21 protein-coding genes and 1 pseudogene are annotated in these 24,457 nt (G+C 70.8%); 15 read left to right on the forward strand and 7 right to left on the reverse strand.

Translation table 11 applies throughout. The annotated features are described in order from the left end of the window. Positions 1 to 3: 3 nt before the first annotated feature. The 4 genes from AC07OQ_RS02200 (at position 4) to AC07OQ_RS02215 (ending at position 5,366) form a co-directional block, all read left to right on the forward strand. Positions 4 to 540, forward strand: coding sequence for a hypothetical protein (locus tag AC07OQ_RS02200; protein ID WP_495051448.1), 537 nt, complete (start codon positions 4 to 6; stop codon positions 538 to 540). After that, positions 537 to 1,646, forward strand: coding sequence for an efflux RND transporter periplasmic adaptor subunit (locus AC07OQ_RS02205; protein WP_495051449.1), 1,110 nt, complete (start codon positions 537 to 539; stop codon positions 1,644 to 1,646). The genes AC07OQ_RS02200 and AC07OQ_RS02205 overlap by 4 nt, the downstream gene beginning before the upstream one ends. A gap of 96 nt (positions 1,647 to 1,742) precedes the next feature. Continuing rightward, positions 1,743 to 4,865 carry an efflux RND transporter permease subunit gene (locus AC07OQ_RS02210; RefSeq protein ID WP_495051450.1) on the forward strand — a complete coding sequence of 1,041 codons (3,123 nt, stop codon included), beginning with the start codon at positions 1,743 to 1,745 and terminating at the stop codon, positions 4,863 to 4,865. A gap of 114 nt (positions 4,866 to 4,979) precedes the next feature. Continuing rightward, positions 4,980 to 5,366 (forward strand): hypothetical protein, encoded by a 387-nt coding sequence (locus AC07OQ_RS02215; RefSeq protein WP_495051451.1) that lies wholly within the window; start codon positions 4,980 to 4,982, stop codon positions 5,364 to 5,366. A 192-nt stretch (positions 5,367 to 5,558) separates the two neighbouring features. Here AC07OQ_RS02215 and AC07OQ_RS02220 read toward each other — a convergent pair whose 3' ends face one another. Beyond that, complete coding sequence (locus tag AC07OQ_RS02220; RefSeq protein ID WP_495051452.1) at positions 5,559 to 7,082, reverse strand: MFS transporter; 1,524 nt, start codon at positions 7,080 to 7,082, stop codon at positions 5,559 to 5,561. A 474-nt stretch (positions 7,083 to 7,556) separates the two neighbouring features. Beyond that, the gene (locus tag AC07OQ_RS02225; protein ID WP_495051453.1) at positions 7,557 to 8,456 is read right to left on the reverse strand and encodes an AraC family transcriptional regulator; all 900 of its coding nucleotides are present in this window, start codon (positions 8,454 to 8,456) and stop codon (positions 7,557 to 7,559) included. Between the two features lie 106 nt (positions 8,457 to 8,562). On the opposite strand from AC07OQ_RS02225, the gene AC07OQ_RS02230 reads away from it, so the two are divergent. From AC07OQ_RS02230 to AC07OQ_RS02255, 6 genes and pseudogenes are all read left to right on the forward strand, one after another. Further along, positions 8,563 to 9,306, forward strand: coding sequence for an SDR family oxidoreductase (locus AC07OQ_RS02230; protein ID WP_495051454.1), 744 nt, complete (start codon positions 8,563 to 8,565; stop codon positions 9,304 to 9,306). 233 nt (positions 9,307 to 9,539) lie between these two features. Next, positions 9,540 to 9,701, forward strand: a pseudogene (locus AC07OQ_RS02235) (patatin-like phospholipase family protein); the annotation flags it as partial. Positions 9,702 to 9,769: 68 nt separating this feature from the next. Then, the gene (locus AC07OQ_RS02240; protein WP_495051455.1) at positions 9,770 to 10,156 is read left to right on the forward strand and encodes a patatin-like phospholipase family protein; all 387 of its coding nucleotides are present in this window, start codon (positions 9,770 to 9,772) and stop codon (positions 10,154 to 10,156) included. Further along, positions 10,153 to 10,794 (forward strand): MBL fold metallo-hydrolase, encoded by a 642-nt coding sequence (locus AC07OQ_RS02245; RefSeq protein WP_495051456.1) that lies wholly within the window; start codon positions 10,153 to 10,155, stop codon positions 10,792 to 10,794. Before AC07OQ_RS02240 ends, AC07OQ_RS02245 begins: the two co-directional genes overlap by 4 nt. Before the next feature lie 136 nt (positions 10,795 to 10,930). Next, on the forward strand, positions 10,931 to 11,575 hold the full coding sequence (locus tag AC07OQ_RS02250) for a helix-turn-helix transcriptional regulator (RefSeq protein ID WP_495051457.1): 645 nt from the start codon (positions 10,931 to 10,933) through the stop codon (positions 11,573 to 11,575). Positions 11,576 to 11,652: 77 nt separating this feature from the next. Next, a complete protein-coding gene (locus AC07OQ_RS02255) occupies positions 11,653 to 12,300 on the forward strand; it encodes a Crp/Fnr family transcriptional regulator (RefSeq protein WP_495051458.1) in 648 nt (215 codons plus the stop codon). Positions 12,301 to 12,309: 9 nt separating this feature from the next. Here the strand turns inward: AC07OQ_RS02255 and AC07OQ_RS02260 are convergent, their stop codons facing one another. Further along, on the reverse strand, positions 12,310 to 13,257 hold the full coding sequence (locus tag AC07OQ_RS02260) for a M48 family metallopeptidase (protein ID WP_495051459.1): 948 nt from the start codon (positions 13,255 to 13,257) through the stop codon (positions 12,310 to 12,312). Positions 13,258 to 13,302: 45 nt separating this feature from the next. Between AC07OQ_RS02260 and AC07OQ_RS02265 the strand changes: the two genes are divergently transcribed. Together AC07OQ_RS02265 and trxC are read left to right on the forward strand one after the other, a co-directional pair. Further along, positions 13,303 to 13,818, forward strand: a complete 516-nt coding sequence (locus tag AC07OQ_RS02265; protein WP_495051460.1) for a flavin reductase family protein — start codon at positions 13,303 to 13,305, stop codon at positions 13,816 to 13,818. 129 nt (positions 13,819 to 13,947) lie between these two features. After that, a complete protein-coding gene (gene trxC, locus AC07OQ_RS02270) occupies positions 13,948 to 14,361 on the forward strand; it encodes a thioredoxin TrxC (RefSeq protein WP_495051461.1) in 414 nt (137 codons plus the stop codon). A 94-nt stretch (positions 14,362 to 14,455) separates the two neighbouring features. Here the strand turns inward: trxC and AC07OQ_RS02275 are convergent, their stop codons facing one another. Continuing rightward, on the reverse strand, positions 14,456 to 16,729 hold the full coding sequence (locus tag AC07OQ_RS02275) for a bifunctional diguanylate cyclase/phosphodiesterase (protein WP_495051462.1): 2,274 nt from the start codon (positions 16,727 to 16,729) through the stop codon (positions 14,456 to 14,458). 107 nt (positions 16,730 to 16,836) lie between these two features. Further along, the gene (locus AC07OQ_RS02280; RefSeq protein WP_495051463.1) at positions 16,837 to 18,876 is read right to left on the reverse strand and encodes an acetoacetate--CoA ligase; all 2,040 of its coding nucleotides are present in this window, start codon (positions 18,874 to 18,876) and stop codon (positions 16,837 to 16,839) included. A 149-nt stretch (positions 18,877 to 19,025) separates the two neighbouring features. Here AC07OQ_RS02280 and AC07OQ_RS02285 point away from each other — a divergent pair, with 149 nt between their 5' ends. The 3 genes from AC07OQ_RS02285 (at position 19,026) to AC07OQ_RS02295 (ending at position 21,105) form a co-directional block, all read left to right on the forward strand. Beyond that, a complete protein-coding gene (locus AC07OQ_RS02285) occupies positions 19,026 to 19,514 on the forward strand; it encodes a hypothetical protein (RefSeq protein WP_495051464.1) in 489 nt (162 codons plus the stop codon). A 14-nt stretch (positions 19,515 to 19,528) separates the two neighbouring features. Continuing rightward, positions 19,529 to 20,542: a transporter gene (locus AC07OQ_RS02290; protein WP_495051465.1), complete on the forward strand. Its 1,014-nt coding sequence runs from the start codon at positions 19,529 to 19,531 to the stop codon at positions 20,540 to 20,542. A 95-nt stretch (positions 20,543 to 20,637) separates the two neighbouring features. Further along, positions 20,638 to 21,105, forward strand: coding sequence for a DM13 domain-containing protein (locus AC07OQ_RS02295; protein ID WP_495051466.1), 468 nt, complete (start codon positions 20,638 to 20,640; stop codon positions 21,103 to 21,105). Positions 21,106 to 21,185: 80 nt separating this feature from the next. Here AC07OQ_RS02295 and AC07OQ_RS02300 read toward each other — a convergent pair whose 3' ends face one another. Both AC07OQ_RS02300 and AC07OQ_RS02305 read right to left on the reverse strand, forming a co-directional pair. After that, positions 21,186 to 22,109 (reverse strand): glycoside hydrolase family protein, encoded by a 924-nt coding sequence (locus AC07OQ_RS02300; RefSeq protein WP_495051467.1) that lies wholly within the window; start codon positions 22,107 to 22,109, stop codon positions 21,186 to 21,188. Continuing rightward, the gene (locus AC07OQ_RS02305; protein ID WP_495051468.1) at positions 22,109 to 24,361 is read right to left on the reverse strand and encodes a di-heme oxidoreductase family protein; all 2,253 of its coding nucleotides are present in this window, start codon (positions 24,359 to 24,361) and stop codon (positions 22,109 to 22,111) included. Before AC07OQ_RS02305 ends, AC07OQ_RS02300 begins: the two co-directional genes overlap by 1 nt. Positions 24,362 to 24,457: the final 96 nt, after the last annotated feature.

Consider the following 24,457-nt stretch of genomic DNA (forward strand, 5'->3'; position numbering starts at 1 on the left):
ACCATGATGAAACCCCTGTTCCTGCTGGCCCTGCTGCTGGCGGCCGGCCTGCCGGCCCGGTCCGGCGAAGGTCATGACCATGACTCCCCCGCCACCACCGCGACAGCCCCGGCCCTGCCGCGCTTTGCCGCCAGCTCCGAGCTGTTCGAGCTGGTCGGTGTGCTGGACGGCCGCTCGCTGACCCTGTACCTGGACCGCGCCGCCGACAACGCGCCGGTCACCGACGCCAGCCTGGAGCTGGAGCTGGGCGGCGCCAGGCTGAAGGCCGCGCCCAAGGCCGGCGCCGCTGGCGAGTTCAGCGTGCAACTGGCCCAGGCGCCAAGGCCCGGCCTGCTCCCGGTGACGGCCACCGTCACGGCCGGCGCCGACAGCGACCTGCTGGCCGGCGAGCTGGACCTGCATGGCAGCGACGACGACGGCCATGCCGGGCATGGCGAGGCCGGCACCACGCGTTGGCAGCGCTATGGCGGCGCGGCCCTGGCCGTGCTGGGCGCGGGTGCCGCGCTGATCTTCGGTCTGCGCCGGAGGGCCTCGGCATGAATGGCAAGCCCTTCCTGTTCCTCTCGATCGCACTGCTGGCCGCGCTGTGCGGCGGCGCCCGCGCGGGCGAGGGCCATGACCATGGCGACGCGCCCGCGGCGACCAACGCCAACGGCCCGCAGCGCCTGCCCGACGGCAGCGTCTTCCTGCCCAAGCCGGCCCAGCGCCAGATGGCGCTGCGCACGCTCGTGACCGCGCGCCACGAACTGCCGCGCGCGCTGAGCCTGAATGGCAAGGTGCTGATGGACCCGAACGCCGGCGGCAAGGTGCAGGCCCTGCAGGCCGGGCGCCTGGAGGCAGGCCCGCACGGCCTGCCCAGCCTGGGCCAGAAGGTGCGCAAGGGCGAGCTGCTGGCCTATGTCGTGCCGGCCGCCGGGGCGCTGGAGCGCTCGGGACAGGCCGCCCAGCTGGCTGAGCTGCGCGCCGCGCGCGCGCTGGCCGAAAAGCGCCTGGCGCGCCTGCAGGAACTGGCCGACAGCGTGCCGCGCAAGGAGATCGAGGCGCTTGAGAGCGAGCTGCAGAGCCTGGCCGCGCGTGCCCAGGCGCTGGGTGCCGGCCTCCATGGCCGCGAGCCGCTGACCGCGCCGGTGAGCGGGGTGATCGCCTCGGCGAATGCTGTGACCGGCCAGGTGGTCGACGCGCGCGAACTGGTCTATGAGATCGTCGACCCGGCCCGGCTGCAGGTCGAGGCCCTGGCCTTCGACACCGCGCTGGCAGCCGACGTGGCCGCGGCCCATGTGACAGTGGGCGGGCAGGCCTTGCCGCTGCGCCTGGTCGGGGCCGCCCATGCGCTGCGCGACCAGGCCCTGCCGCTGCTGTTCAGGGGCGAGGGGTCTGGTCTTGCCGGCCTGGCCGTCGGGCAACCGCTGCAGCTGGTGGTGCAGACCCGCAGCCGCGTGCAGGGTGTGGCCCTGCCGGCGGCAGCGCTGCAGAAGAACCCGGCCAACCAGCCCATCGTCTGGGTCAAGAACGCCGCGGAGCGCTTCGAACCGAGAGTCGTGACGGTGCAGCCGCTGGACGGCGCGCGCGTGGCGGTGACGCAGGGCCTGCAGCCCGGCGAGCGTGTGGTGATCCAGGGCGCGGTCCTGGTCAACCAGATCCGCTAACGGGAGCCACAGCAATGAGACCCCCACGTTCACTTCGTTCACTGCCCCCCAAGGGGGCGCAGGCCTCCCTCGGGACGGCCCGGCAGGAGACCTGACATGTTCAAGTGGCTACTCGACAGCAGCCTGGCCAACCGGCTGCTGGTGCTGATCGGCGGCGCGGTGCTGATGGCCTATGGCCTGTTCACCTTGATGCGCACACCGGTCGATGTGTTCCCCGATCTCAACAAGCCCACGGTCACCCTGATGACCGAGGCCGGCGGCATGGCCGCCGAGGAGGTGGAGCAGCTGATCACCTTCCCGCTGGAGACGGCGATGAACGGCCTGCCCGGCGTTGAGGCGGTGCGCTCCAGCTCCAACGCCGGCCTGTCCTTCGTCTACGTCACCTTCGACTGGAGCACCGAGATCTTCCGCGCCCGCCAGATGGTGTCGGAGCGGCTCTCGGCGATGGAGGAGGGCCTGCCGGCCGGCGTGATCCCGCGCATGGGGCCGATCAGCTCGATCATGGGCGAGATCATGCAGATCGCGATCCCCGTCGACACGGCCAAGACCAGTGCCATGGCCGTGCGCGAGTATGCGGACTGGGTGCTGCGCCCCCGGCTGATGGCGATCCCGGGCGTCGCGCAGGTGATACCGATCGGCGGCGAGGTGCGCCAGTTCCAGGTCTTGCCTGATACCGCACGGATGGCCGAGCTGGGCATCACCTTGGAGCAGCTGGAGGCGGCGCTGAAGGGCTATGCCTCGAACAGCTCCGGCGGTTTCCTGGAGCTGAACGGGCGCGAATACCTGATCCGGCATCTGGGCCAGAGCTCCGCGCTGCAGGATCTGCAGAACCTGGCGCTGGGCGCGCGCATGGGCCAGCCGCTGCTGCTGCGCCAGCTGGCCGAGGTGCGCTTCGCGCCGGCCACGAAGCGCGGCGACGCCGGTTTCGAGGGCAAGCCGGCGGTGATCCTCGGCATCCAGAAGCAGCCGACCGCCGACACGATCGCGCTGACGAGGAGCATCGAGGCCGCGCTCGCGGGCCTGCAGCGCTCGCTGCCGGCCGGCATGGAGGCGCCGCGCGTGACCTTCCGCCAGGCCAGCTTCATCGAAGCCTCGATCTCCACGCTGCAGGGCAAGCTGCTCGCCGCGGCCGGCTTCGTCGCGCTGATCCTGCTGCTGTTCCTGGGCAATCTGCGCAGCACCCTGATCGCGCTGGTGGCGATCCCGGTGTCGATCCTGGTGACGGCGCTGGTGTTCCGCTGGTTCGGCCTGTCGATCAACACGATGACCCTGGGCGGCCTGGCGATCGCGATCGGCGGCCTGGTGGACGACGCGGTCGTGGGCATCGAGAACGTGATGCGGCGCCTGAAGGAGGATCGCGCCAAGCACCCCGAGCACCGCATGCATCCGCTGGAAGTGGTGGCACGGGCGACGCTGGAAGTGCGCTCGGCCATCCTCTACGCCACCGTGATCATCGTGCTGGTGTTCGTGCCGCTGTTCGCGCTGCCCGGCATGGAGGGGCGTCTGTTCGTGCCGCTGGGCATCGCCTTCATCGTCTCGACCCTGGCCAGCCTCTTGGTCTCGGTGACCATGACGCCGGTGCTGAGCCTCTACCTGCTGCCGCGCATGAAGTCGCTGGACCATGGCGACACCAGGCTGCTGGCCTGGCTGAAGGCGCATTACGCGAGCGGCCTACAGCAGGTGCTGGACCGCCCGCGGGCAGCGCTGGCGGCCGGCGGCCTGGCGGTGCTGGCCGCGGCCGCTGCCGTGCCCTTCTTTCCGACCACCTTCCTGCCGCCCTTCAACGAGGGCACCCTGCTGATCGGCATGCGGCTGAATCCCGGCGTCACGCTGGCCGAAAGCTCGGGTCTTGCGCAGCAGGCCGAGAAGCTGGTGGCCCAGGTGAGCGAGGTCACGCATGTGGGCCGGCGCAGCGGCCGCGCCGAGCTGGACGAGCATGCCGAGGGCGTGCATGTCAGCGAGCTGGACGTGGGCCTGAAGCCGGCCGCCGAGCTGACGCGCTCGATGGACGAGATCCAGGCCGACATCCGGGCGCGCCTCGTCAACTTGCCGGCCGCGATCGCGATCGGCCAGCCGATCTCGCACCGCATCGACCACATGCTGTCGGGCGTGCGCTCGCAGATCGCGATCCGGATCTTCGGCGAGGACCTCGACCAGCTGCGCGGCCAGGCCGATGCGCTGCGCACGCGCCTGGCTTCGGTGCCGGGTCTTGCCGACCTGGAGATCGAGAAGCAGGTGCTGGCGCCGCAGATCAAGCTGCGCATCGACGCCGAGGCGCTGGCGCGCTACGGCCTGCCGGCGCCGCAACTGCTCGCCACCCTGCAAAGCCTGGTGGAGGGCGAGAAGCTGGCCCAGATCAACGAGGGCAACGGGCGGCGTTTCGCGCTGGTGATGCGCCTGCCCGAAAGCGCGCGCTCGGCCGAGGGGCTGGCGAACCTGCTGATCGAGACGCCGCTGGGCCGCGTGCCCTTGTCCAAGCTGGCCAGCATCGAGGAGAGCGACGGCCCGAACCAGATCAGCCGCGACGACGGGCGCCGCCGCATCGTGCTGTCGGCCAACGCCCAGGGCCGAGCGCTGTCCGAGGTGGTGGCCGACATCCGTAAGGTGGTGGACCAGACCACGCTGCCCGAGGGCTTCTTCATCACGCTGGGCGGCCAGTTCCAGGCGCAGGAGGAGGCTTCGCGCCTGGTGGGCCTGCTGTCCATCGTCTCGCTGGCGCTGATGTTCGTGGTGCTCTACAGCCGTTACCGCAGCACGGCGCTGACCCTCCTGATCATGGCCAATATTCCGTTGGCCCTGGTCGGCGCGGTGCTGGGCCTGGCGCTCTCTAACCAGCCGCTGTCGGTGGCGGCGCTGGTGGGCTTCATCACCCTGGCCGGCATCTCGGTGCGCAACGGCATCCTGAAGGTCAGCCACTACATCAACCTGATGCGCTTCGAAGGCGAGAGCTTCGGCCCGGCGCTGATCCTGCGCGGTTCGCTGGAGCGGCTCTCGCCGGTGCTGATGACGGCACTGGTGACCGCCTTCGCGCTGGCGCCGCTCTTGTTCGAGGCCGAACGCCCCGGTACCGAGATCCTGCATCCGGTCGCGGTGGTGATCTTCTCGGGCCTGGTCAGCGCCACCCTGCTCGACACCTTCCTGACCCCCGCGATGTTCCGGCTGTTCGGCCGGCGTGCCGCCGAACGCCTGGCCGAAGCGCGCCAGGCCGAGGCCTTATGAGCCAATGACCACCCTCCTACGCGCTGCGCGCGCCCCTCACGGGGGCGCCCGCGGCCCGTTAAAGCCGGATCCTCGGGCTCCGCGCGGCCCCCATCACTACCAAGGAGAACCACGATGAAAACCCGTTTCCTGTTTTCGATCCTGTTGACGCTGGCCGCCGGCGCCGCGCTCGCCGCCGGCGATAGGCATCATCACGAGCACAAGCCCCTGCATGGCGGCGTGGTCGCCGAGGCCGGCGATCTGGACTTCGAGCTGGTGGCCAGGCCCGACGTGATTGCGCTCTATGTGCGCGACCATGGCAAGCCCGCCGCGCTGGCCGGCGCCACGGCCAGGCTGACCCTGCTGAGCGGTGGCGACAAGAGCGAGGCGAGCCTGAGCACGGCGGGCGAGCGGCTGGAGGCCAAGGGAGGCTTCAAGGTGGCGCCCGGCACCAAGGCCGTCGCGCTGGTGCAACTGCCCGGCATGAAGAAGACGGTCAATGTTCGCTTCGTCTTGAAGTGAGCGCAGCGCGAAATTCTTCACGCCTACGCCGATAGGCCCAGGGCGGCAGTGGCTGGGCCCCGTGCTACGGCGCCGGGCCTCAGGTGGCGCGATGGCAGTCGGCGCGCAGCGACGACCGCCGCATTCGAGGCCGGGCCGCTGCCGCTCTGGGTCGAACGCCCAATCCGCACCGGCTATGCGCCGAGGCCCGCCTCAGGCCGGCCGCCCCGCACCGCCTTTCAGCAGCCGCGCCGACAGCAGGCTCGCCGCCAGCACCAGCACCGCCCCGCCCAGCGCGGTGAACTGCAGCGCGTCGGTGAACGCGGCGCGCGCCTGGCTCAGCAGGATCTGGCCCTGGTCCGGCGGCATGGCGCGTGCGCTGGCCAACGCGCCGCCCAGCGTCGCCAGCGCCTCGGCCGGCAGTTCGCTGGCCCAGGCCGCGCTCAGCTGGTGGCGGTAGATCAGCGTGCCCAGGCTGCCGAACAGCGCGATGCCCAGGGCGCCGCAGAACTCCGAGCTGGTTTCGGCGATCGCCGAGGCCGCGCCGGCGCGCTCCGGCGGGGCCGAGGTGATGATCAGCTCGGTGCCGATCGCGAACACCGGCGCCATGCCCAGGCTGACGATCACCATGCCGGCGATCAGGAGCGCCAGCGCCTGCGGCCCCTGCGCCGCGACCATCAGCGCCATGCCGGCCGCCGCCGCGGCCAGGCCCCAGACCAGCACGCCGCCGGGCGACCAGCGCCGCGCCAGCTGCGGCGCCAGCATCGAACCGAGCACGAAGCCGAGCGCCCAGGGCACGGTGGCCCAGCCGGCCTGCAGCGGCGTCAGCGCCAGCACCAGCTGCAGGAACTGCGCGATGAAGATGTAGACGCCGAACATCGCCAGGCAGGACAGGCCATAGGCCGCGATCGCCGCGCGGAAGGTGGGCAGCCGGAACAGCTTCAGGTCCAGCAGCGGGTAGTCGAGCCGGCCCTGGCGGCGCAGGAACAGGGCGCCAACGCCCAGGCCCGCCAGCAGCAGCGCGAAGCGCAGCGGGCTGGGGCCGTATTCGGCCAGTGCCTTCAGCGCATAGATCAGGGTCAGCACCGCGGCCAGCGACAGCGCCACGCTGGCCGGGTCGACGCGGCCGGCATGCGCGTCCCGGTATTCGGGCAGCAGGCGCGGCCCGACCAGCAGTAAGAGGCCCATCACCGGCACGGCCGGCAGGAACACCGAGCCCCACCAGAAATGCTGCAGCAGCAGGCCGCCGACCAGCGGGCCGATCGCGCTGCCGACCGAGAAGGCGGTGATCCAGATGCCGATCGCGAACTGGCGCTCGCGCTCATCGTGGAACATGTTCCGGATCAGCGACAGCGTGGACGGCGCCAGGGTCGCTCCGGCGATGCCCAGCAAGGCGCGCAGCGCGATCAGCTGGGCCGCGCTCTGCGCGAAGGCGGCCAGCAGCGAGGCCATGGTGAAGAAGGCCGCGCCCAGCAGCAGCAGGCGGCGGCGCCCGATGCGGTCGCCCAGCGTCCCCATCGTGATCAGGAAGCCGGCGACCAGGAAGCCGTAGATGTCGATGATCCACAGCAGCTCGGAGGCGCTGGGCCTGAGCGCCGTGCTGAGCGCCGGCACGGCCAGGTTCAGCACCGTCAGGTCCATCGCATAGACCAGGCAGGGCAGGGCGATCACGGCCAGGCCGATCCATTCGCGGCGCGTGGCCCTGTCGGTGCTCGGGGGGGTGTTGCTGTGTTTCATCGCTGCACTGCTTCCTCGTCGGGGATCCTGCTACACGACGGACAAGGCATCCGCGAATCGACAGGCGCCGGCGGCTTCTTGGTCGAACTTGTGGCTGCTCAGTATCCGAAGCATGGCGACCCATTCCTGTCAGGAGCCCATCAGGGCCGCCGGGCCGTGGCCCGCGGCCCGACGAGCGAGCACCGGGGATGGCATGATCGATGCGGCTCGCGGGGCCCGGCAGCCCCTTGACGGCCACCACTCGATCCTCCAGGCCATGGGTCTTGAAAGCCCATGCCAAGTTGGACGCAATGAACGCGTCGATGCGCTGTGCGCGAACCACGCGCGCCATGGCTTGCCGAAGTTTGACCGTGTCGACGCCCATTTTCTTCTGTTAAGCGGAAGCAACTGTGGCCCGCGCGTCGGAACAGCGTTCTCGCCGCAGCCGGGTTGGACACCCGGCGAGGATTTGCAACGCCGCTTGCGGGAGCGGCCCTAGTCGAGCCGGCGCGCATAGCGGCCCGGCGGCTGGCCGACATGGCGGCTGAATGCGGTGCTGAAGGTGCTTGCCGAGCCGTAGCCCACGCGCTCGGCCACCTCCGCAATGCCGAGCGAGCGCTGGCGCAGCAGATCCTTGGCGACGGCCATGCGCCAGGCCAGCAGGTATTCCATCGGCGGCAGGCCCACGGCGCGCGTGAACCGATCGAAGAAGGCCGAGCGTGACAGCGCGGCCTTGTCGGCAAGTTGCGCCATCGTCCACGGGCGCCCGGGGTGGCTGTGCATCTGCCTGATGGCCTGAGCGAGCCGCGGGTCCGCCAGGCCACGCAGCAGGCCCGCAGGCGCCCCCTCCCCCGCGGTGACCCGCAAGGCCTCGATGAGCAGCACCTCGACCAGGCGGGTCAGCACCAGATCGCGGCCCGAACGCTGCCGGCCGGCTTCCTCACCGACCAGACGCACCAGCACCGACAGGCGCTCGACACCGCGCACATGGATTTGCGCCGGCAGCAGCGACACCAGCAGCTCCGCGTCGGCGGAATCGAAGACGAAATAGCCGCCCAGCAATCGCACATCCGGACGCCCGCCACGTCGGCCATGGCGCACCTCGGCGCTGGGCGCCGATGCCAGTTTGGGATCGACCGCCTCGGGGATCACCCGCTCGAAGCCCGACAGCGTGAAGCCCGGCGTCGCCGGCAGCAACACGAAGTCGCCCGCCTCCAGCGCAAGTGCCTGCTGGCCGTCGACGGCCAGCAGGCAAGCGCCCTCCAGCACGGCGCAGAAGCTCGGCTGGCCAAAGTCGGCATAGCGAACGCCCCAGCTGCCGGCACCGCTGATGCATTTCGAAAACACCGTGCGGGGCTGGAGCAGCCTGATGACTTCCGCGAGCGGGTCGCTCATCTTCGACTATTGGACTTTTGCCAACGAAATCTAGACTCTTCATTGTAGATCGTCCTGCCGCACGCCCGTAAGGTAGCGACCATCGCAATCCGCAAGGAAACCCCTGATGAAGTCCGTCCTGATCACCGGCTGCTCCTCGGGCTACGGCCTGGAAACCGCCCGCCACTTCCACGCCCAGGGCTGGAAGGTCATCGCCACCATGCGCACGCCGCGCGAAGACCTGCTGCCCCGCTCGGAGCGGATGCGCGTGCTGGCACTCGACGTCACCCGCCCCGAGAGCATCGCGGCCGCGCTGGCGGCCAGCGGCCCGATCGACGTGCTCGTCAACAACGCCGGTCTCGGCCTGTTCGGCGCCTTCGAGGCCACGCCCTTCGCCACAACCCGCGAACTGTTCGAGACCAATACCTTCGGGGTGATGGCCATGACGCAGGCGGTGCTGCCGCAGTTCCGCGCGCGCCGCGCGGGCGTGGTGGTGAACGTGAGCTCGAGCGCTACGCTGGCGCCCATGCCCTTGGTGGCCGTCTACACCGCGAGCAAGATGGCCATCGAAGGCTTCACCGCATCGCTGGCCTTCGAGCTCGCGGAATTCAATGTGCGTGTGAAGCTGGTCGAGCCGGGCTACGGCCCGAGCACGCGCTTCACGAGCAATGGCGCGTCGCGCATGGCGGGCCTGATTCCCGAGGCCTATGCGCCCTTCGCGCAACGCGTCTTCTCGGCCTTCACCGAAGTGAGGGCGGTGACCACCGAGTCCGATGTGGCCGAGGGGGTTTGGCGCGCCGCGAACGATGCGTCCGGGCAGCTGCGCTTCGCGGCCGGGGCGGATGCGGTGGCGCTGACGCAGCCGAAGTGACCAAGCCCCGTCATGAGGCCGTCCGCGGCAGAATCCCTCGCGCTCTTGCAGTCCTGGCAACGGCCGTCCTCGCGGCGGCCATCGGCGGCTGCGCGAGTGACCGAGCGGTGACCCCACCGACCCTGCGGCCGCAACTGCTGACGGAGGTGCGGCGCCCGGCGGCCGGGGAACCCGCGGCCCGTCCGACGCTGGCCCTGGTGCTGGGCGGCGGCGGTCTGCGCGGCTTCGCCCACATGGGGGTCATCCGCGCGCTCGAGGAGGCCGGCCTCCGGCCCGACCTCGTGGTCGGCAGTTCTGCCGGCGCCGTGGTCGGTGCGGCCTATGCCAGCGGCCTGACACCCGCGCAACTGGAATCGGCCGGCCGCGAGCTCAAACCGCTGGCGCTGATGGACTGGACCCCGAGCGCCGGCGGCATCATGCGTGGCAACAAGCTGGCGGACCGGATCGACCGGATGACGGGGGCGTGCCGATCGAAGGCTTCCCCATCCGCTTTGCCGCCGTGGCGACGGATCTGCAGACCGCGCGGCCCGTGCTGCTGGCCCGCGGCTCGCCGGGGTCGGCGATCCGGGCTTCGAGTGCGATTCCCGGCGTCACCGTGCCCGTCCCCTATCGCGACGGCCATCTGGTCGACGGCGGCGTCAGCAGCCTGGTGCCGGTTCGCTTCGCCCGGGCCATGGGCGCCGACATCGTGATCGCGGTGGACATCTACTGTCAGGGCCCGCGCGATCGAAGCGGGCTACGAGGCGGCACGCGCCGCCATGCCCCGAATCCTCGCCAAGGCTGGCCGGAGGGGGGCGGCAGAATGATGGAAACTTTTGCCCTATCGATTTCGAGTTCCATCGAGCCATGAGCCTGCGTTACCTCACCGTCCCCGTCACGCCCTTCGCCCAGAACTGTTCGCTGGTCTGGTGCGACGAAACCCGGGAGGCCGCGCTGATCGACCCGGGCGGCGAACTGCCGCGCCTGCTGGCCGCCGTGGCCGAACGCGGCCTGGCGCTGCAGGCAATCTGGCTGACCCATGCCCATATCGACCATGCCGGCGGCACCGGCCAGCTGGCACGCGAGCAGGGCCTGCCGATCATCGGCCCGCACCCGGGCGACCAGTTCTGGATCGACGGCCTGCCGCAGCAGAGCCAGATGTTCGGCTTCCCGCCGGCCGAGGGCTTCACGCCGACGCGCTGGCTGCAGGACGGCGACCGCGTCGGCATCGGGCGCGAAACCCTGACCGTGCGCCATTGCCCCGGCCACACGCCGGGCCATGTGGTGTTCCACTCCGCCAGCGCCAAGCGCTGCTTCGTCGGCGACGTGCTGTTCGCCGGCAGCATCGGCCGCACCGATTTCCCGGGCGGCGACCATGCCACGCTGATCGCCTCGATCACCCGGCGCCTCTGGCCGATGGGCGACGACACGGTCTTCATCCCGGGCCATGGGCCGGAAAGCAGCTTCGGGCGGGAGCGTCTGAGCAATCCCCATGTTCGGGGCAGCTGAAGCGCATCCCTCGTCCGAATGATGTAACACAATGTGAATTCTTCACAAAGCGCTGGCGCAAGATTCACCGCCTCGGCGGGGGTCGCGTCCCTAAGCTTCCCCCATCGAACCTCTTCTTGTTCGATGGGAGCTAGTGATGATGGATCTTGCCAATTTTCTGCCCGAAACCCGTGCCGTCCCGGAGCGTCGTCGCGCCGCCTCGCTGAGCAGCCACTGGCTCGGCCTGGTGCTGGAGGAGCTGGACTACGGGGTGCTGGTACTGAACCGCCGCGGCGAGGTGCTGCACAGCAACCGTGCCGCCCGGCAGGCCATTGGAGCGCAGCATCCGCTGCAGCTGCAGGGCAGCCAGCTGCACGCGCGCAGCAACAAGGACATCAAGCCCCTGTTCGAGGCCCTGGCCATGGCCGAGGGCGAAGGCCGGCGCTGCCTGCTGCGCCTGGGCGAGGGCGCGGCGCAGGCCAATGTGGTGGTGGTGCCGCTGAACCGGGACGTGGAGCAGGCCGCCGTGCTGCTGGTGCTGGAGCGGCGCCAGATCTGCGGCGCGCTGGCCGCGCAGTGGTTCGCGCTGCGCTATGGCCTGACGCCCGCCGAGACCGAGGTGCTGAAGGCGCTCAGCGACGGCCATGAGCCGAACAGCGTGGCCCAGGCCCAGGGCGTGGCGATCTCGACGGTGCGCACCCAGATCCAGAGCATCCGCGCCAAGTCCGGCGCGCCCAGCATTCGCGAGCTGCTGCGCCAGCTGGCCGTGCTGCCGCCGCTGATGTCGGCGCTCTACAACTGACGCTGACACGTTCGTTTACATCCCTTAACATGCAGCGCAACAGGCGCGGCTTGTCGACGCCGCGCGGGGAGCGCTGCATGTACGGCCCAGTCGGTACGTCACACATTGCCGAGCCCGCGACCAAGCCGGTCCGAGTTCAGCTGCCCCAGCAACTGGCGGATCTTGCGGCCCGCGGCGTCACCCGCAGCTATCGCAAGGGCACCCTGCTGATCGAGGAAGGCACCCAGGGCGACAGCATCTACCTGGTGCTGTCGGGCCGGCTGCGCGCCTTCGGCTGCGATGCCCGCGGCCGCGAAGTGACCTATGGCAGCTACGGCACCGGCGACTATGTCGGCGAGATGAGCCTGGACGGCGGGCCACGCTCGGCCAGCGTCATCACCGAAGAGGCCAGCTGCTGCGTGATGCTGACGCGCGCCAGCGTGCTGGCCCATATCACCGAGCATCCCGAGTTCGCGCTGGACCTGCTGACCAAGGTGATCCGGCGCGCCCGCGCCGCCACCCTGGCCACCAAGCAGATGGCCCTGCACGACGTCTACGGCCGGCTCAAGGCCTTGCTGGAAAGCTCGCCCAACGAGCGCCTGACCCACCAGGCCATGGCGCAGCGCCTGGGCTGCTCGCGCGAGATGGTGTCCAAGCTGATGAAGGACCTGGAGCAGGGCGAGTTCCTGCTGCGCCACGGCATGGGGCGCTACGAGCTGCTGCGTCCCCTGCCGGCTCGCTGGTAAGGGCCGGCCTCAGCCCTTCTTCAGCGGCGGCGCCACCTCGAAGCGCCGCACCGGCTTCTCGGCACGCGCGTACAGGCCCCCCACCTTGGGCAGATTGGCCTCGATGTCGCGGATGCGGCTCGGGCCGGCCGGATGGGTGGACAGCCACTGGGGCGGCGCGCCCTTGCTGGCCTCGCCCATCTTCTGCCACAGACTGATGCCGGCCTCGGGGTCGTAGCCGGCCCGCGCGGCCAGCTCCATGCCCACCAGGTCGGCCTCGCTCTCGTCCTCGCGGCTGAACCTCAGGGTCAGGAGTTGCCCGCCCATGTTCAGCACCGCGTCGCCCACATTGCCCAGGCCCAGCAGGCTGGACAGCACGCTGGCGCCCAGCTTCGTCGCGGTGGTCTTGGCCATGCGCTCGCGCGCATGCTCGCGCAGCGCATGCGCCACCTCGTGGCCCATGATGGTGGCCACCTCGTCGTCGCTGAGCTTGAGCTTCTCGAGGATGCCGTAATAGAAGGCGATCTTGCCGCCCGGCATGCAGAAGGCGTTGAGCTGGGCGCTGCCCAGCAGGTTGACCTCCCAGCGCCACTGGCGCGCCCGCGCGTTCCAGCCATAGGACTGCGGGATGATGCGTTCGGCGATCGCGCGCAGGCGCTGCAGCTGCGGGTGGCTGTCGGGGGCCAGCGCGTTCTGCTGGCGCGCCTGGGCCATCATCTTCGAATATTCCTGCGCACCGGCGGCCTCCACCTGCTCGGCCGGCACCAGCTTGGTGATGCTGCTTTGCGAGCCGACGTCCACGCCCTCGCGCGCCCAGGCGGGCACGGCCGCCGCCAACGCGCCGACACCCAGCAGGCCGGTGAACAGGCGCCGGCGCGGCGCGGCGATGCAGCGCCGGCAGGCGCAGCGGCCGAAGCCGTAGTCGGGCTCGCCCTCCAGGCGCAGATCGTCGTGGCAACGGAAGTCTTGATCATGCATGCCCGTATTTTGGGCCAGATCGCCGGGCTGGCGGACAATCCGGCCATGGCCATTGCTTCCCAGCCCGGCGTCGTGGGCGCCTCCTTCGATTCGCAGCAGTTCCGCGCCGCCCTGGGCATGTTCGCCACCGGCGTGACCATCGTCACCGCGCGCGGCCCGGACGGCAAGCTGGTGGGCCTGACGGCCAACTCCTTCAACTCGGTCTCGCTGGCGCCGCCGCTGGTGCTGTGGAGCCTGGCGCGCAGCGCGGGTTCGATGCCGGTGTTCAGCCGCGGCTCGCACTATGCGATCAACATCCTGGCGGCCGACCAGAAGGCGCTGGCGCAGCGCTTCGCTACCCGCGACATCGACCGCTTCGCCGGCGTGGCCTGGCGCGAGGGCGCCGGCGGCGCGCCGGTGCTGGAGGGCGTGGCGGCGGTGTTCGAATGCGCCAATCGCAGCCGCTACACGGAGGGCGATCATGTCATCTTCGTCGGCGAGGTCGAATGCTGCACCTCCTACCCGGGCAGCCCGCCGCTGATCTTCCACGGTGGCCGCTACTACGCCGAACTGCCCCTCTGAACCGGCATCCGGGGGACGCACGCTGTTACGCAATCGCCCGGCCTGAAACCCCTGGTTCTAGGGGGGCGTCGGACAATTCCGGCAGACAACAACGCCGGGCAGCGACCCATGGCGTAACCGGGTTCTGCCATGATGATCACCTGCCCCCACTGCCAAGCCCGCAACCAGGTCCCGGAGGCCGCCCTGCGGCTGGATCCCGGTTGCGAGCGTTGCGCCAAGCCCCTGCTCAGCGGCGAGGTCATCGAGCTCACCGAGGCCAATTTCGACGCCGTGGTGGCCGGCAGCGAGCTGCCGGTGCTGGTGGATTTCTGGGCGCCTTGGTGCGGCCCCTGCCGCATGATGGCGCCACAGCTCAGCCAGGTGGCTCGGCAACTCAAGGGCCGCGCCCTGCTGGTCAAGGTCAACAGCGACGCCAATCCCCGCCTGGCCCAGCGCTACGGGATCCGCAGCATTCCCACCCTGACCCAGCTGCGGGCCGGCCAGGAGGTGCAGCGCATCTCCGGCGCGCTGCAGGCTCCGCAGATCATCGACTGGCTGCAATAGCCGGATAGACACGGCCGGAGCACGGCACGCGAGCGGGACGGGGCCGCAAGGCCTTGTCAAGGCCTTGTGCCACCCCGCGGGCCTCAATGGCGCCTCAATGGCGCGTCACGCGGAAGGTGTTGCGGCCCGCGTCCTTGGCCGCGTAGAGGGCCTGGTCGGCGCATTGGAGCAGCTCGGCCGGCGTCACCGCGCCACCCTGCTGGAAGGCGATGCCGATGCTGGTGGTGACCTGCAGGCTGTGCCCCCCCAGCACAAAGGGTGAAGCCATCGCGCGGGTGATCTTACGCGCCACCAGACCGGCCTCGTCCTCGCTGCGCAAATCCTCCAGCACGATGACGAACTCGTCGCCGGCCAGGCGGGCCACCGTGTCGACCTCGCGCACGCTCTCGCGCAGGCGGCTCGCGAATTCCCTGAGCACCGCGTCGCCGACGCCGTGGCCCAGGCTGTCGTTGATGGACTTGAACTTGTCCACGTCCAGGAACAGCAGCGCCAGCGCCGCGCCGCTGCGCGCCGCGCGGCGCAGGGCCTGGGGCAGCAGCTCGTCGAACTGCTGGCGGTTCGGCAGACCGGTCAGGGCGTCGCGCCGCGCCTGAGTTTCCAGCTCGCGCTGCACCGCCTTCAGGTCGGAGATGTCCTGGCTCAGCGCATAGACGCCCTGCACCAGGCCGTCGAGCCCGATGTCGGGCACATACTCGTTGTGCAGCCAGCGCTTGCGGCCCAGCAGGGTCGACTCGATCTCGAAGCCGACCCGCTCGCCGCACAGGGCGCGGCGCAGCCAGGCCGTGCGCAACCCGTACTCGGTCGGCCCGAGGATCTCGAGCAGGCTGCGGCCCAGCATCAGCTCCGGATCGATGCCCAGCCAGGTGCGGAAGGTGCCATTCAGAAAGCGCACGCGCTCCTCCGGGTCGATGTAGGTGATCAGCACCGGCAGCTTGTCGGTGATGTCGCGCAAACGCTTCTCGGCGGCCTGCAGCGCGGCCTGTGCCGCCTGCATGGCCTGCTCGCGGCGCCGCTCGGCCGTCATGTCGCGTGTGGTCAGGGCCACGCCATCGCCCATCGGCACCACCTGATGCTGCAGGCACAGCCCCTCGGCCGGCGGCGTCTCGACCATGAACTCGGCCCGCTGCGGCCGGCGGCTCTCCAGCACCTCGCAGAACATGCGGAAGAAGCGCGGGTCGCGGCCCTCGGGGAACACCTCGCTGCGCAGGCGGCCGACGATCTCGTCCTTGGGCTTGTGCAGCAGGGCCGCACCGCGGTCGTTGCAATGGGCGAAGCGGAAGTCCCGCACCCGCCCCTGCGCATCGCGCTCCGCACACAGCATCCAGAAGGCATCCAGGCTGGCATTGGAGGCCGCCTCGAACTGGGCCCGCGCGCGTTCGCGTCCGGCCTGGCTGCGCCGCAAGCGGATCGCCGCCAGACTCAGCCCTCCGAAGGCCAGCAGCAGCAGGGCGCTGCCCAGGCCCGTCAGGCCCAAGAGTTCGGTGCGCCGCTGCTCGAACGGCGCCAGGGCCTCCTCCAGCGCCAGGCCCACCAGCGCCACCAGCGGATAGCCCTGCAGGGTCTTGTAGGCCAGGCGCCGCTGCACGCCGTCAAGCCGGTTGACGGCCTCGTAGCTGCCCTCGGGCCAGCGCTGCAGATGCTCGGCCAGATGGCTGCCGGCCGCCTGGCCGAACCACAGCCGCTCGCCCGAGCGGCGCGCCCGCACCACCAGGTCCAGGCCCATCACGCTGACCATGCCCTGGCGGCCGAGCTGGCTGGGACGGTAGAAATCGGTGAAGTAGCGCGGATCGACCGCCACCGCGACGATGCCGGCAAAGCCGCCGTCGCTGCGCGCCAGCCGGCGCGTCAGCTGCAGCACCCAATGCTGACCATCGCGACCCGGTAGGGGCTCGCTGATATACAGGCCGCTGTGGCCCTGGTCCAGATGGACGCGGAAATAGGCATGGTGGGCCACCGTCGCCTGGTTCATCGGCAGGGTCGAGCCCAGCACCGCGCCGCCGGCATCGGTCACGAACAGGGCCACCACGCCGGGCAGGTCGGCCAGGCCGAGCTGCAGCAGGGCCGCCATGTCGGCACGCCCGGCCGCCCGGTCGCGCGGCCCGTCCTGGCCGCGGCCCCTGATCTGATGCGCCACGAAGGCGGTGATCTGGTCGATCTGCTGCAGGCCGCGCCGGGTGTGTTCCTCGAAGGCCTGGGCCAGGCCGCGGGCGCGCTGCTCGATGTCCTGCTCGACCAGCCGGCGCTCGGCCTCCAGGGCGTTCAGCACCAGCAGCCAGAGGCCGGCCACGATGGCCAGACCCAGCAGGGGCAGGCCCCAGACCAGCAGGTCCAGCCGGCTGCGCGGCCGATCCGGTGATGGCGGGCCCATGAAGCCTCCGGAAAGCGGATGCCATCCCTGCGCCACGGGCCCTGCGGGCCTCTGGCGGAAAGCATACGCCTGCCCGCATGCCGCCGGGCGGATGCGCTACCCCGGATTCAGGTGACGCGCCGGCGCGCGGCGGCAAAGGCCGCGAACCAGTCCACCGCCTCGGCATTGGCCATCGCATCGCGCTTGAACAGGGTCTCGGGCGCGGCGCCCAGCAGCAGCTTCTTGACCGGCAGCTCCATCTTCTTGCCCGACAGGGTGCGCGGCACGGCCGCCACCTGGAAGATCTCGTTGGGCACATGGCGGGCCGACAGCGCCGCCCTGATGGCCTCGCGCAGGCGCCGCTCCAGCGCCGCGTCCAGCGTCAGCCCCTCGCGCAGCACGACGAACAGCGGCATATAGCTGTCGCGCCCCAGGTATTCCAGGTCCACCACCAGGCTGTCCAGCACCTCGGGCAGGACCTCCACCGCGCGGTACAGCTCGGCCGTGCCCATGCGGATGCCGTGGCGGTTGATGGTGGCGTCGGAGCGGCCGTAGATGATGCCGCCGCCCGCCGGCGTGATGCGCAGCCAGTCGCCATGGCGCCAGACGCCCTCGCCGTTCGGACCGCGGTACATGTCGAAATAGCTGTCCCGGTAGCGCCGGTCGCCGGGATCGTTCCAGAAGCGCAGCGGCATCGACGGGATCGGCCGGGTGCAGACCAGCTCGCCGACCTCGTCCACCAGCGGCCGCCCCCGGCCGTCGGCGTCGGGCTCGCCATAGGCGTAGACCGCCGCGCCGAGGCTGCGGCATTGCATCTCGCCGCGCCGCAGCGGCAGGGTGCGCAGCCCCGCCAGGAAGGCGCCGGCGAAATCGGTGCCGCCGCTGATGCAGTTGATCCAGACCGGCGCGCCGTCCACCTCGGGCAGGCGCTGCCAGATCCAGTCGTAGCTCTCGTCGGCCAGCGGGCTGCCGGTCGAGCCGACGCCGCGCAGGCGCGACAGGTCGCCCGCCTCCTGCGGCCGCACGTCGGCCTTCAGGCAGCTGGCGTAGAAGGCCGCGCCGGCGCCGAAGAAGCTGACGCCGGCCAGCGCCGCGAAGCGCCACAAGGTGCCCCAGTCCGGCCCGCCGAATTCCGGGCGCGACCCGCCCGGGCTGCCGTCGAACAGGCAGATCGTGCTGCCGCCCAGCAGCGCGCCGATCTGGCAGTTCCACATGATCCAGCCGGTCGAGCTGTACCAGTGGAAGCGCTCCGCGGGGCCGAGGTCGCCATGCAGGATGCCGCCCTTCATCGTTTCCAGCACGACACCGCCATGGCCGTGCACGATGGGCTTGGGCAGACCGGTGGTGCCGCTGGAGTAGACGATCCACAGCGGATGGTCGATGGGCAGCGGCTCCGGCGCCACCGGCGCCAACGCCTGGGCCAGCAGCGCGTTGAAATCCAGCATGCCCAGCGCCGCGGCGTCGGCCTGCGGGTCCAGATAGGGCAGCAGTACCGCATGCTCGACGCTGGGCAGCCCGGCCAGCAACTCGCCCAGCAACGGCCGCCGGTCCACCGCCTGGCCGGCATTGACATAGCCGTCGGCCGCGATCAGCAGCTTGGGCTCGATCTGGCGGAAGCGGTCCAGCACCGCCATCGCGCCCATGTCCGGCGCGCAGACCGACCAGATGGCGCCCAGGCTGGCGACGGCCAGGAAGGCCACCGCCGTCTGCGGGATGTTCGGCAGGTAGGCGACGACGCGGTCGCCGCGCCCCACGCCCAGCGCGCGCAGGGCCGCGGCGAGCGCCCCCACCCGGCGCTGCAGCTCGGGCCAGGACAGCTCGCCCAGCTCCCGGCGCGCCAGCATCGCCTCGTTGCACCAGACGATGGCCGGCCTGTCCGCCGCATGGGCCGTGTCGGCATGGCGCAGCACCTGGGCCGCGTAGTTGAGCGTCGCCCCCTCGAACCAGCGCGCGCCGGGCATGCGCTCCTCGCTCAGCGCCCGCGTGAAGGGCGTGGCCGAGCGCAGCTCGAAGAACTCCCACAGGCTCAGCCAGAAGGCGTCGAGCTCGGTGACGGACCATTGCCAGAGGTCCTCGTAACGCTCGAAGGCCAGGCCGCGGGTCTCGCGCAGGAAGCGCTCGTAGCGGCGGATCTGGGGCTCGGGGCCGGTGTGCTGTGGGGTCTCCATGGCCCGATGATGCCGTGCCGCGGGCGCCCCGGCTGTCGTCCAGGTGCCAAGCCCTGCACGCCGCGCCGGCACTGTCACCATGCCGTCATGCCGCCGCCACAAAGCCGCTCCAGCATGCGGCCTTCCCTCGCCCAGCGCCCCGCAGGTCCATGACGCCGCCCATTCCCCACAAGACCGACGCCGGCCGCCGCCTGCTGGCCGGCGCACGCCAGGCCCTGCCGCCGGGCCTGCGCATGCTGCTGATCACGGTGGACGGCCGCAAGAGCCTGGCCGAGCTGCGGGCCGTCGCCCAGGGGCTGGGCCTGGCGCCGCAGCCGGCCTTCGAGCAGCTGCTGGCCCAGGGCCTGATCGGCTGGGACGGCCCGCCCGAGCCGGCACCGCCGGCACCGCCGGCTGCGGCGGAAGCGGCGGATGCGGCGGACGCGGCGCGCCGCCTGGTGCGCGCCAAGTTCTTCGCGCTGGACCTGGCCGGCCGCATGCTGGCCGGGCGCGACCAGGCGCTGCGCGAGGGTGCGCGTGCGGTCGATTCCGAATCGAGCTTCGCCGCCTGGCTGGACGACTGCGCCGCCGAGATCGCGCGCGCCGCCGACGCCGAGCGCGCCGCGCTGTTCCGCGAACGGGTGGTCGCGGTGGCCTGATCGATACTCGCGGCATGCCCATCATGACCCCCGTTTCCAGCTACGGTGCCGACGCCCATGGCCTGATCTGCGGCTACCGCTTTCTGCCGGACCGGCCCGCCGAGCCGATCGCCTCGGCCGAGGCCGCCCTGCCGCTGCTGGCCCAGGCCGGGCCGGGCTTCGTCTGGCTGCACCTGAACCTCAGCCATGCCGGCGCCGAGGCCTGGCTGCGCGCGCATGCCGGCCTCTCGGACAACTTCTTCGAGGCCCTGCACGAGGGCTCGCGCTCCACCCGCATCGAGCGCGACGGCGAGGGCCTGTTCGCCGTGGTCAACGACGTGACCTTCGACTTCGGTTTCGACGCCAGCGACGTGGCCACGCTGTGGCTGTCGGTCGGCGAGCATCTGGTGCTGAGCGCGCGGCGCCAGCCGCTGCGCGCGATCGACCGGCTGCGCATGGCGGTGAAGCGCGGCGAGCCGCTGGGCTCCAGCGTGGCCCTGCTGGAGCACCTGCTGGCCGACCAGGCGGACGAGCTGCAGCGCATCGTGCGCCAGGCCACCAGCCGGGTGGACGATATCGAGGACGCGCTGCTGGCCGGCAAGCACGACGGCCATGGCGGCGAGGTCGCGAGGCTGCGCCGGCTGATGGTGCGCCTGCAGCGCCTGCTGGCGCCCGAACCCAGCGCGCTGATGCGCACCCTGGCCAAGCCGCCGCGCTGGGTCAGCCCCGAGGACCGCCAGCAGCTGCACCGCGCCAGCGAGGAGTTCGCGCTGGTGCTGGGCGACATCGCCGGGCTGCAGGAGCGCATCAAGCTGATGCAGGACGAGACCGCGGCGCGCGTGGCCGAGGAAAACAACCGCAGCCTGTTCACGCTGACCATGGTGACCGTGCTGGCGCTGCCGATCAACCTGGTCTCGGGCCTGTTCGGCATGAACGTCGGCGGCATCCCGCTGGCCGAGAACCCGACCGGCTTCTGGATCATGGTGAGCCTGATCGGCGGACTGACCGGGGTGATCGCGTTTCTGGCGCTGCGGCGGATGCGGCGGTAGCCGGCGCACCACAGCGGGGGCAGCGGGACGGATGCCGTCACAAGGGTCACGCCGCTGGTAGGCTCCTCGAACACCACACCGCGGGCAACAGCACCATGAAGAAGCTTCCTCTCGTCGTGTCGCACCTGCTTGCCGTCGCCATCGGCTTTGCGCTCGGCATCTACGCTCTACCCATCCTCATTGCTCCTGCGGCACCCACGCCTGCCGAAGTCAGCACGCAAGCCGCCGCGTCGCGCTATACGGGCCAGTTCCGCCGCGACCTGAAAGGCAGTGACGCATTGCACTGGGGCGAGGGAACCGTCTCCATCGCCTCCAACGCCATCGTCCTCCAAGGCGAGCTTGCGCCGGGACCGGACTACAAGCTCTACCTGTCGCCCGAGTTCGTCGAAACGGAAGCCGACTTCAAGCGCCTGAAGACCACCATGGTTCGCGTCGGAGACGTCAAGACCTTCAAGAACTTCGTCGTTCCCGTCCCCGAGTCCGTCGATCCGGGTCGCTACAGCGCGGTCATCGTCTGGTGCGAGACCTTCGGCCAGTTCATCAGCGCCGCCAAGTACCGGTGATCGATGCCGCGTACCGGGACATCGTCGCAAGACTGCAGCGGCAGTCGCGGGGCAAGGCCAGCGCCGGCCCTCGCCCGCTTTCAGCCCGCGAACGGCAGCCCCAGGTAATGCGCCCCCAGTTCGCTCAGCTCGCCGGCCGCGCCCAGCAGGCTGGTATGGTGCAGGTCGTTGGCCCAGCGTCCGGTGAACCAGGCGTAGCGCAGCACGTCGGCGCGCTGCTCGCAGATGGCCACCATCTCCGTCATCTGCGCCTTCTGCTTGGCCACCGAATCGATCTGCGCGCCGTCGTTCTGGGAATGCCAGTTGGCGAACTCGGTGACCCAGAAGGGCTTGCCGTACTTGGCGAGGCGGTCCAGCTGGCCGGCCAGGCCGTAGTCGTACCAGTGGAAGGCCAGGGCATCGATCTGCGGCTCGCGGCCGCCGTTGGCACCGCGGTAGGCGGCCAGGAAGGCGTCCATCCAGATGACCGGATCCTCGTAGCCGGCCAAGGTGCCCCAGGTGATCGCCGGGCCCACCAGCTTGACGCCGGTCCTGCGGGCGATGGCCTCGTAGCGTGGCCATAGCGCGGCGGCCTGGGCCGGGCTCAGATTGGCCTGGTCGCGCAGGTTCGGCTCGTTCAGCACCAGCAGATGCTTGACGGCCGGGCTGGCCAGCAGCCGGGTCTCGACGGCCGCATCGTCGAAGCGATCGTTCCAAAGCATCGGCACGAAGTCCAGGCCCGGTTCGGCCGGCGCCATCGTCGCGGGCCGATCGCTCCAGTTGTACCACCAGCTCAGGCCGGGGCGCAGCGCGGCAAAGTCGCGCGCATCGGCCAGATCGTAGGCAATGCCGCGCTTGGCGCTGCGTAGCGGCGGTGCGGGTGCGGGTGCGGGTGCGGGTGCGGGTGCGGGCGCAGCGCCGTCACCCCCGCCTCCGCCGCCGCAGGCCGACAGCAGCGGTGCCGTAACCAGGCCGGCCAGGCCCTTGCAGAGCAGGCGGCGCTTCATCATCATCATCGTCATCATCACAGCGACCTCAGGAATTCGACCACGGCATCGCGCTCGCTGCGCGACAGGGCCTCGAAGCGGCCCCGGCTGTCGGCCGCCTCGCCGCCATGCCAGAGGATGGCCTCCTGCAGCGTGCGCGCGCGCCCGTCATGCAGGTAGCGCACATTGGCGGCGCCGCCCTGCACCGCGGGCAGCGAGCCCAGCCCCCACAGCGGCGCGGTGCGCCACATGCGGCCGCTGGCCTGGCCCTCGGTGATGCCGTCGGCCAGCCCGTCGCCCATATCGTGCAGCAGCAGGTCGGTGAAGGGGCGGATGGTCTGGCCGCGCAGCTCGGCGAAGGGATGGGTGTTGCCGGTCTTCAGCTGGGCCGCATGGCAGGCGGTGCAGCGCGCCTGGGCAAACAAGGCGCTGCCCTGCTGGATGCGGGCCGGGTCGAGCTCATGCTCGGCCGGCACGCGGATGCCCGCCGGATAGCCGCTGCGCAGGCTGCGCTGGGCCGGCACACCGATCAGCGCCATGTAGTTGGCCAGCTGCTGCAGCTCGGCCTCGGGGATGGCCACGGCGGCGCTGCCGGCATGGCTGCGGCAGTCGGCCGCGCCGCGCTGGCAGCTGCGCGAGGGGTAGATCGAGGAGGTCACGCCCATGTCGTTGACCAGGGCCTGGGCGGCCTGGTGGCGCAGGCTGACCTTGGAGGCCTTCCAGCCGAAGCGGCCCACGCGCGTGACGCCGCTCTCGGGGTCCAGCACATAGTTGACGACGCCGCGCACGCCGTCGCCGTTGGCGTCCTTCGGGTCGGCCAGCGCGACGATGCTGGACTCCGCCACCGCCTCCAGCAGCCCGAGGCCGATCACCTGCGGCGCCTGGCGCGCCGAGACGCTGGCCGGCAGGCCGCCCTTGAAGGCATAGACGGGCTTGCGCAGCTCCACCACCTCGCCGCCGCTGAGCGTGCGGCTGCTGCTCTCGTAGCGCTCGACCGCGACGCCGTAGTCGGGCGCGGCGGCATCGGCCGCGCGCTGCAGGATGGTCATGCCGTACTGCGCATCCGGCCGGGGCTTGCCGTCGGCGTCGATGCCGCCGGTGACGAAGGCCATGCCGTCCAGGCGCCCACCCTGCGCCACCACGGGGCTGCGGCCGTTGGCCTGGTGGCAGGCGATGCAGTTCGTCTGGTTGAAGCGCGGCCCCAGCTGGCCGGCATGGGCCGTGAACGCCGGATTGACATTGGGGTTCTCGGAATGCACGCCGTCGGCAAACGAGGTGTGGAACAGGCGCCGGCCCTGCACGAAGCGCTTGGTGTTGCCGATGCCGATGTTGTTGACCATCTGCTGGAAGCCGCGCAGCGCCTCTTCCGAATAGTTGTAGGAGACGCTGGCCTGGCCGCCCAGCAGGGCCTCGTCGGGCAGCGGCTCGGAGTCGAGATTCGGCGCGATGCCGTACCAGGGCCGCATGCCGACGCCCACCACATAGAGCTGCTCGAACGAGTAGTAGCGGCTGCCGCCGCCGTCGATGATCGCGCGGCCGGTCTTCTCGTCGCGCAGCAGGCGCGGCGCCGGGGCCAGCTCGATCTTGTCGCCGATCTTCAGCGGGCTGTGCGGGTCGGTGCGCCAGTTGGAGTCGAACACCATCATGCAGTCCTCGCGCGGCTGGCCGGCGTGGCAGATGGGCTTGCCGCCCTCCTTGGGATTGTTGAAGCCGTAGTTCAGCGACCAGCCGAAGTCCTTCACGTCCGGATTCAGGATGTTGCGGAACAGGCTGAAGGTGGTGCCGTCGAAGGTGCCGTCGTTGACGCGCAGATGGATCTCGATGCGCTGGCCGCCGGCCGGGATGGTGTCGCGGATCTCCAGGCCGAAGGTGCGGTTCTGGAAGTAGAAGGTCGGGAAGGTGAAGTAGTGGCCCGGGCCGGCGTCCGGCGCGTCCCAGGCCTCGCCGCGCTCGCGCGCATGGCGGTCGGTGGTGCGCGAGCCCATCAGGGTCACCAGGGTGCCGTCGGCCTCGCGGTACTGGATCTGCTCGACCAGCTGGGTGCCTTCGGGGAACAGCGGCACATGGGCAACGCCGTCGGGGCCGGTGACGGGCGGCGTGATGACGGGGGGCGTGGGGCTGGTCGGCGGCGCGGTCACGGGCGGCACGGCCACCGGATCCTGGGTCTTGCCGTCACCGTCACCGCCACCGCCGCCGCCGCAGGCGGCCAGCCACAGGCCCAGCGCCACCACGGCCCAGGCCCGGCGCGGGCCGCCCCCGGCCTTGCGCCCCTTGTTGATCTTGCTACCCATCTCGTGCCCTCGATTGCCGCAATGGCTTGTTTTTGGAAGGGCGACAGGATTGCATCGGACTTGCATCCGATTTGTAAGCAATCGAATCAGTCACGA

The sequence above is a fragment of the Roseateles sp. GW821-FHT09B06 genome (genome assembly GCF_059418245.1).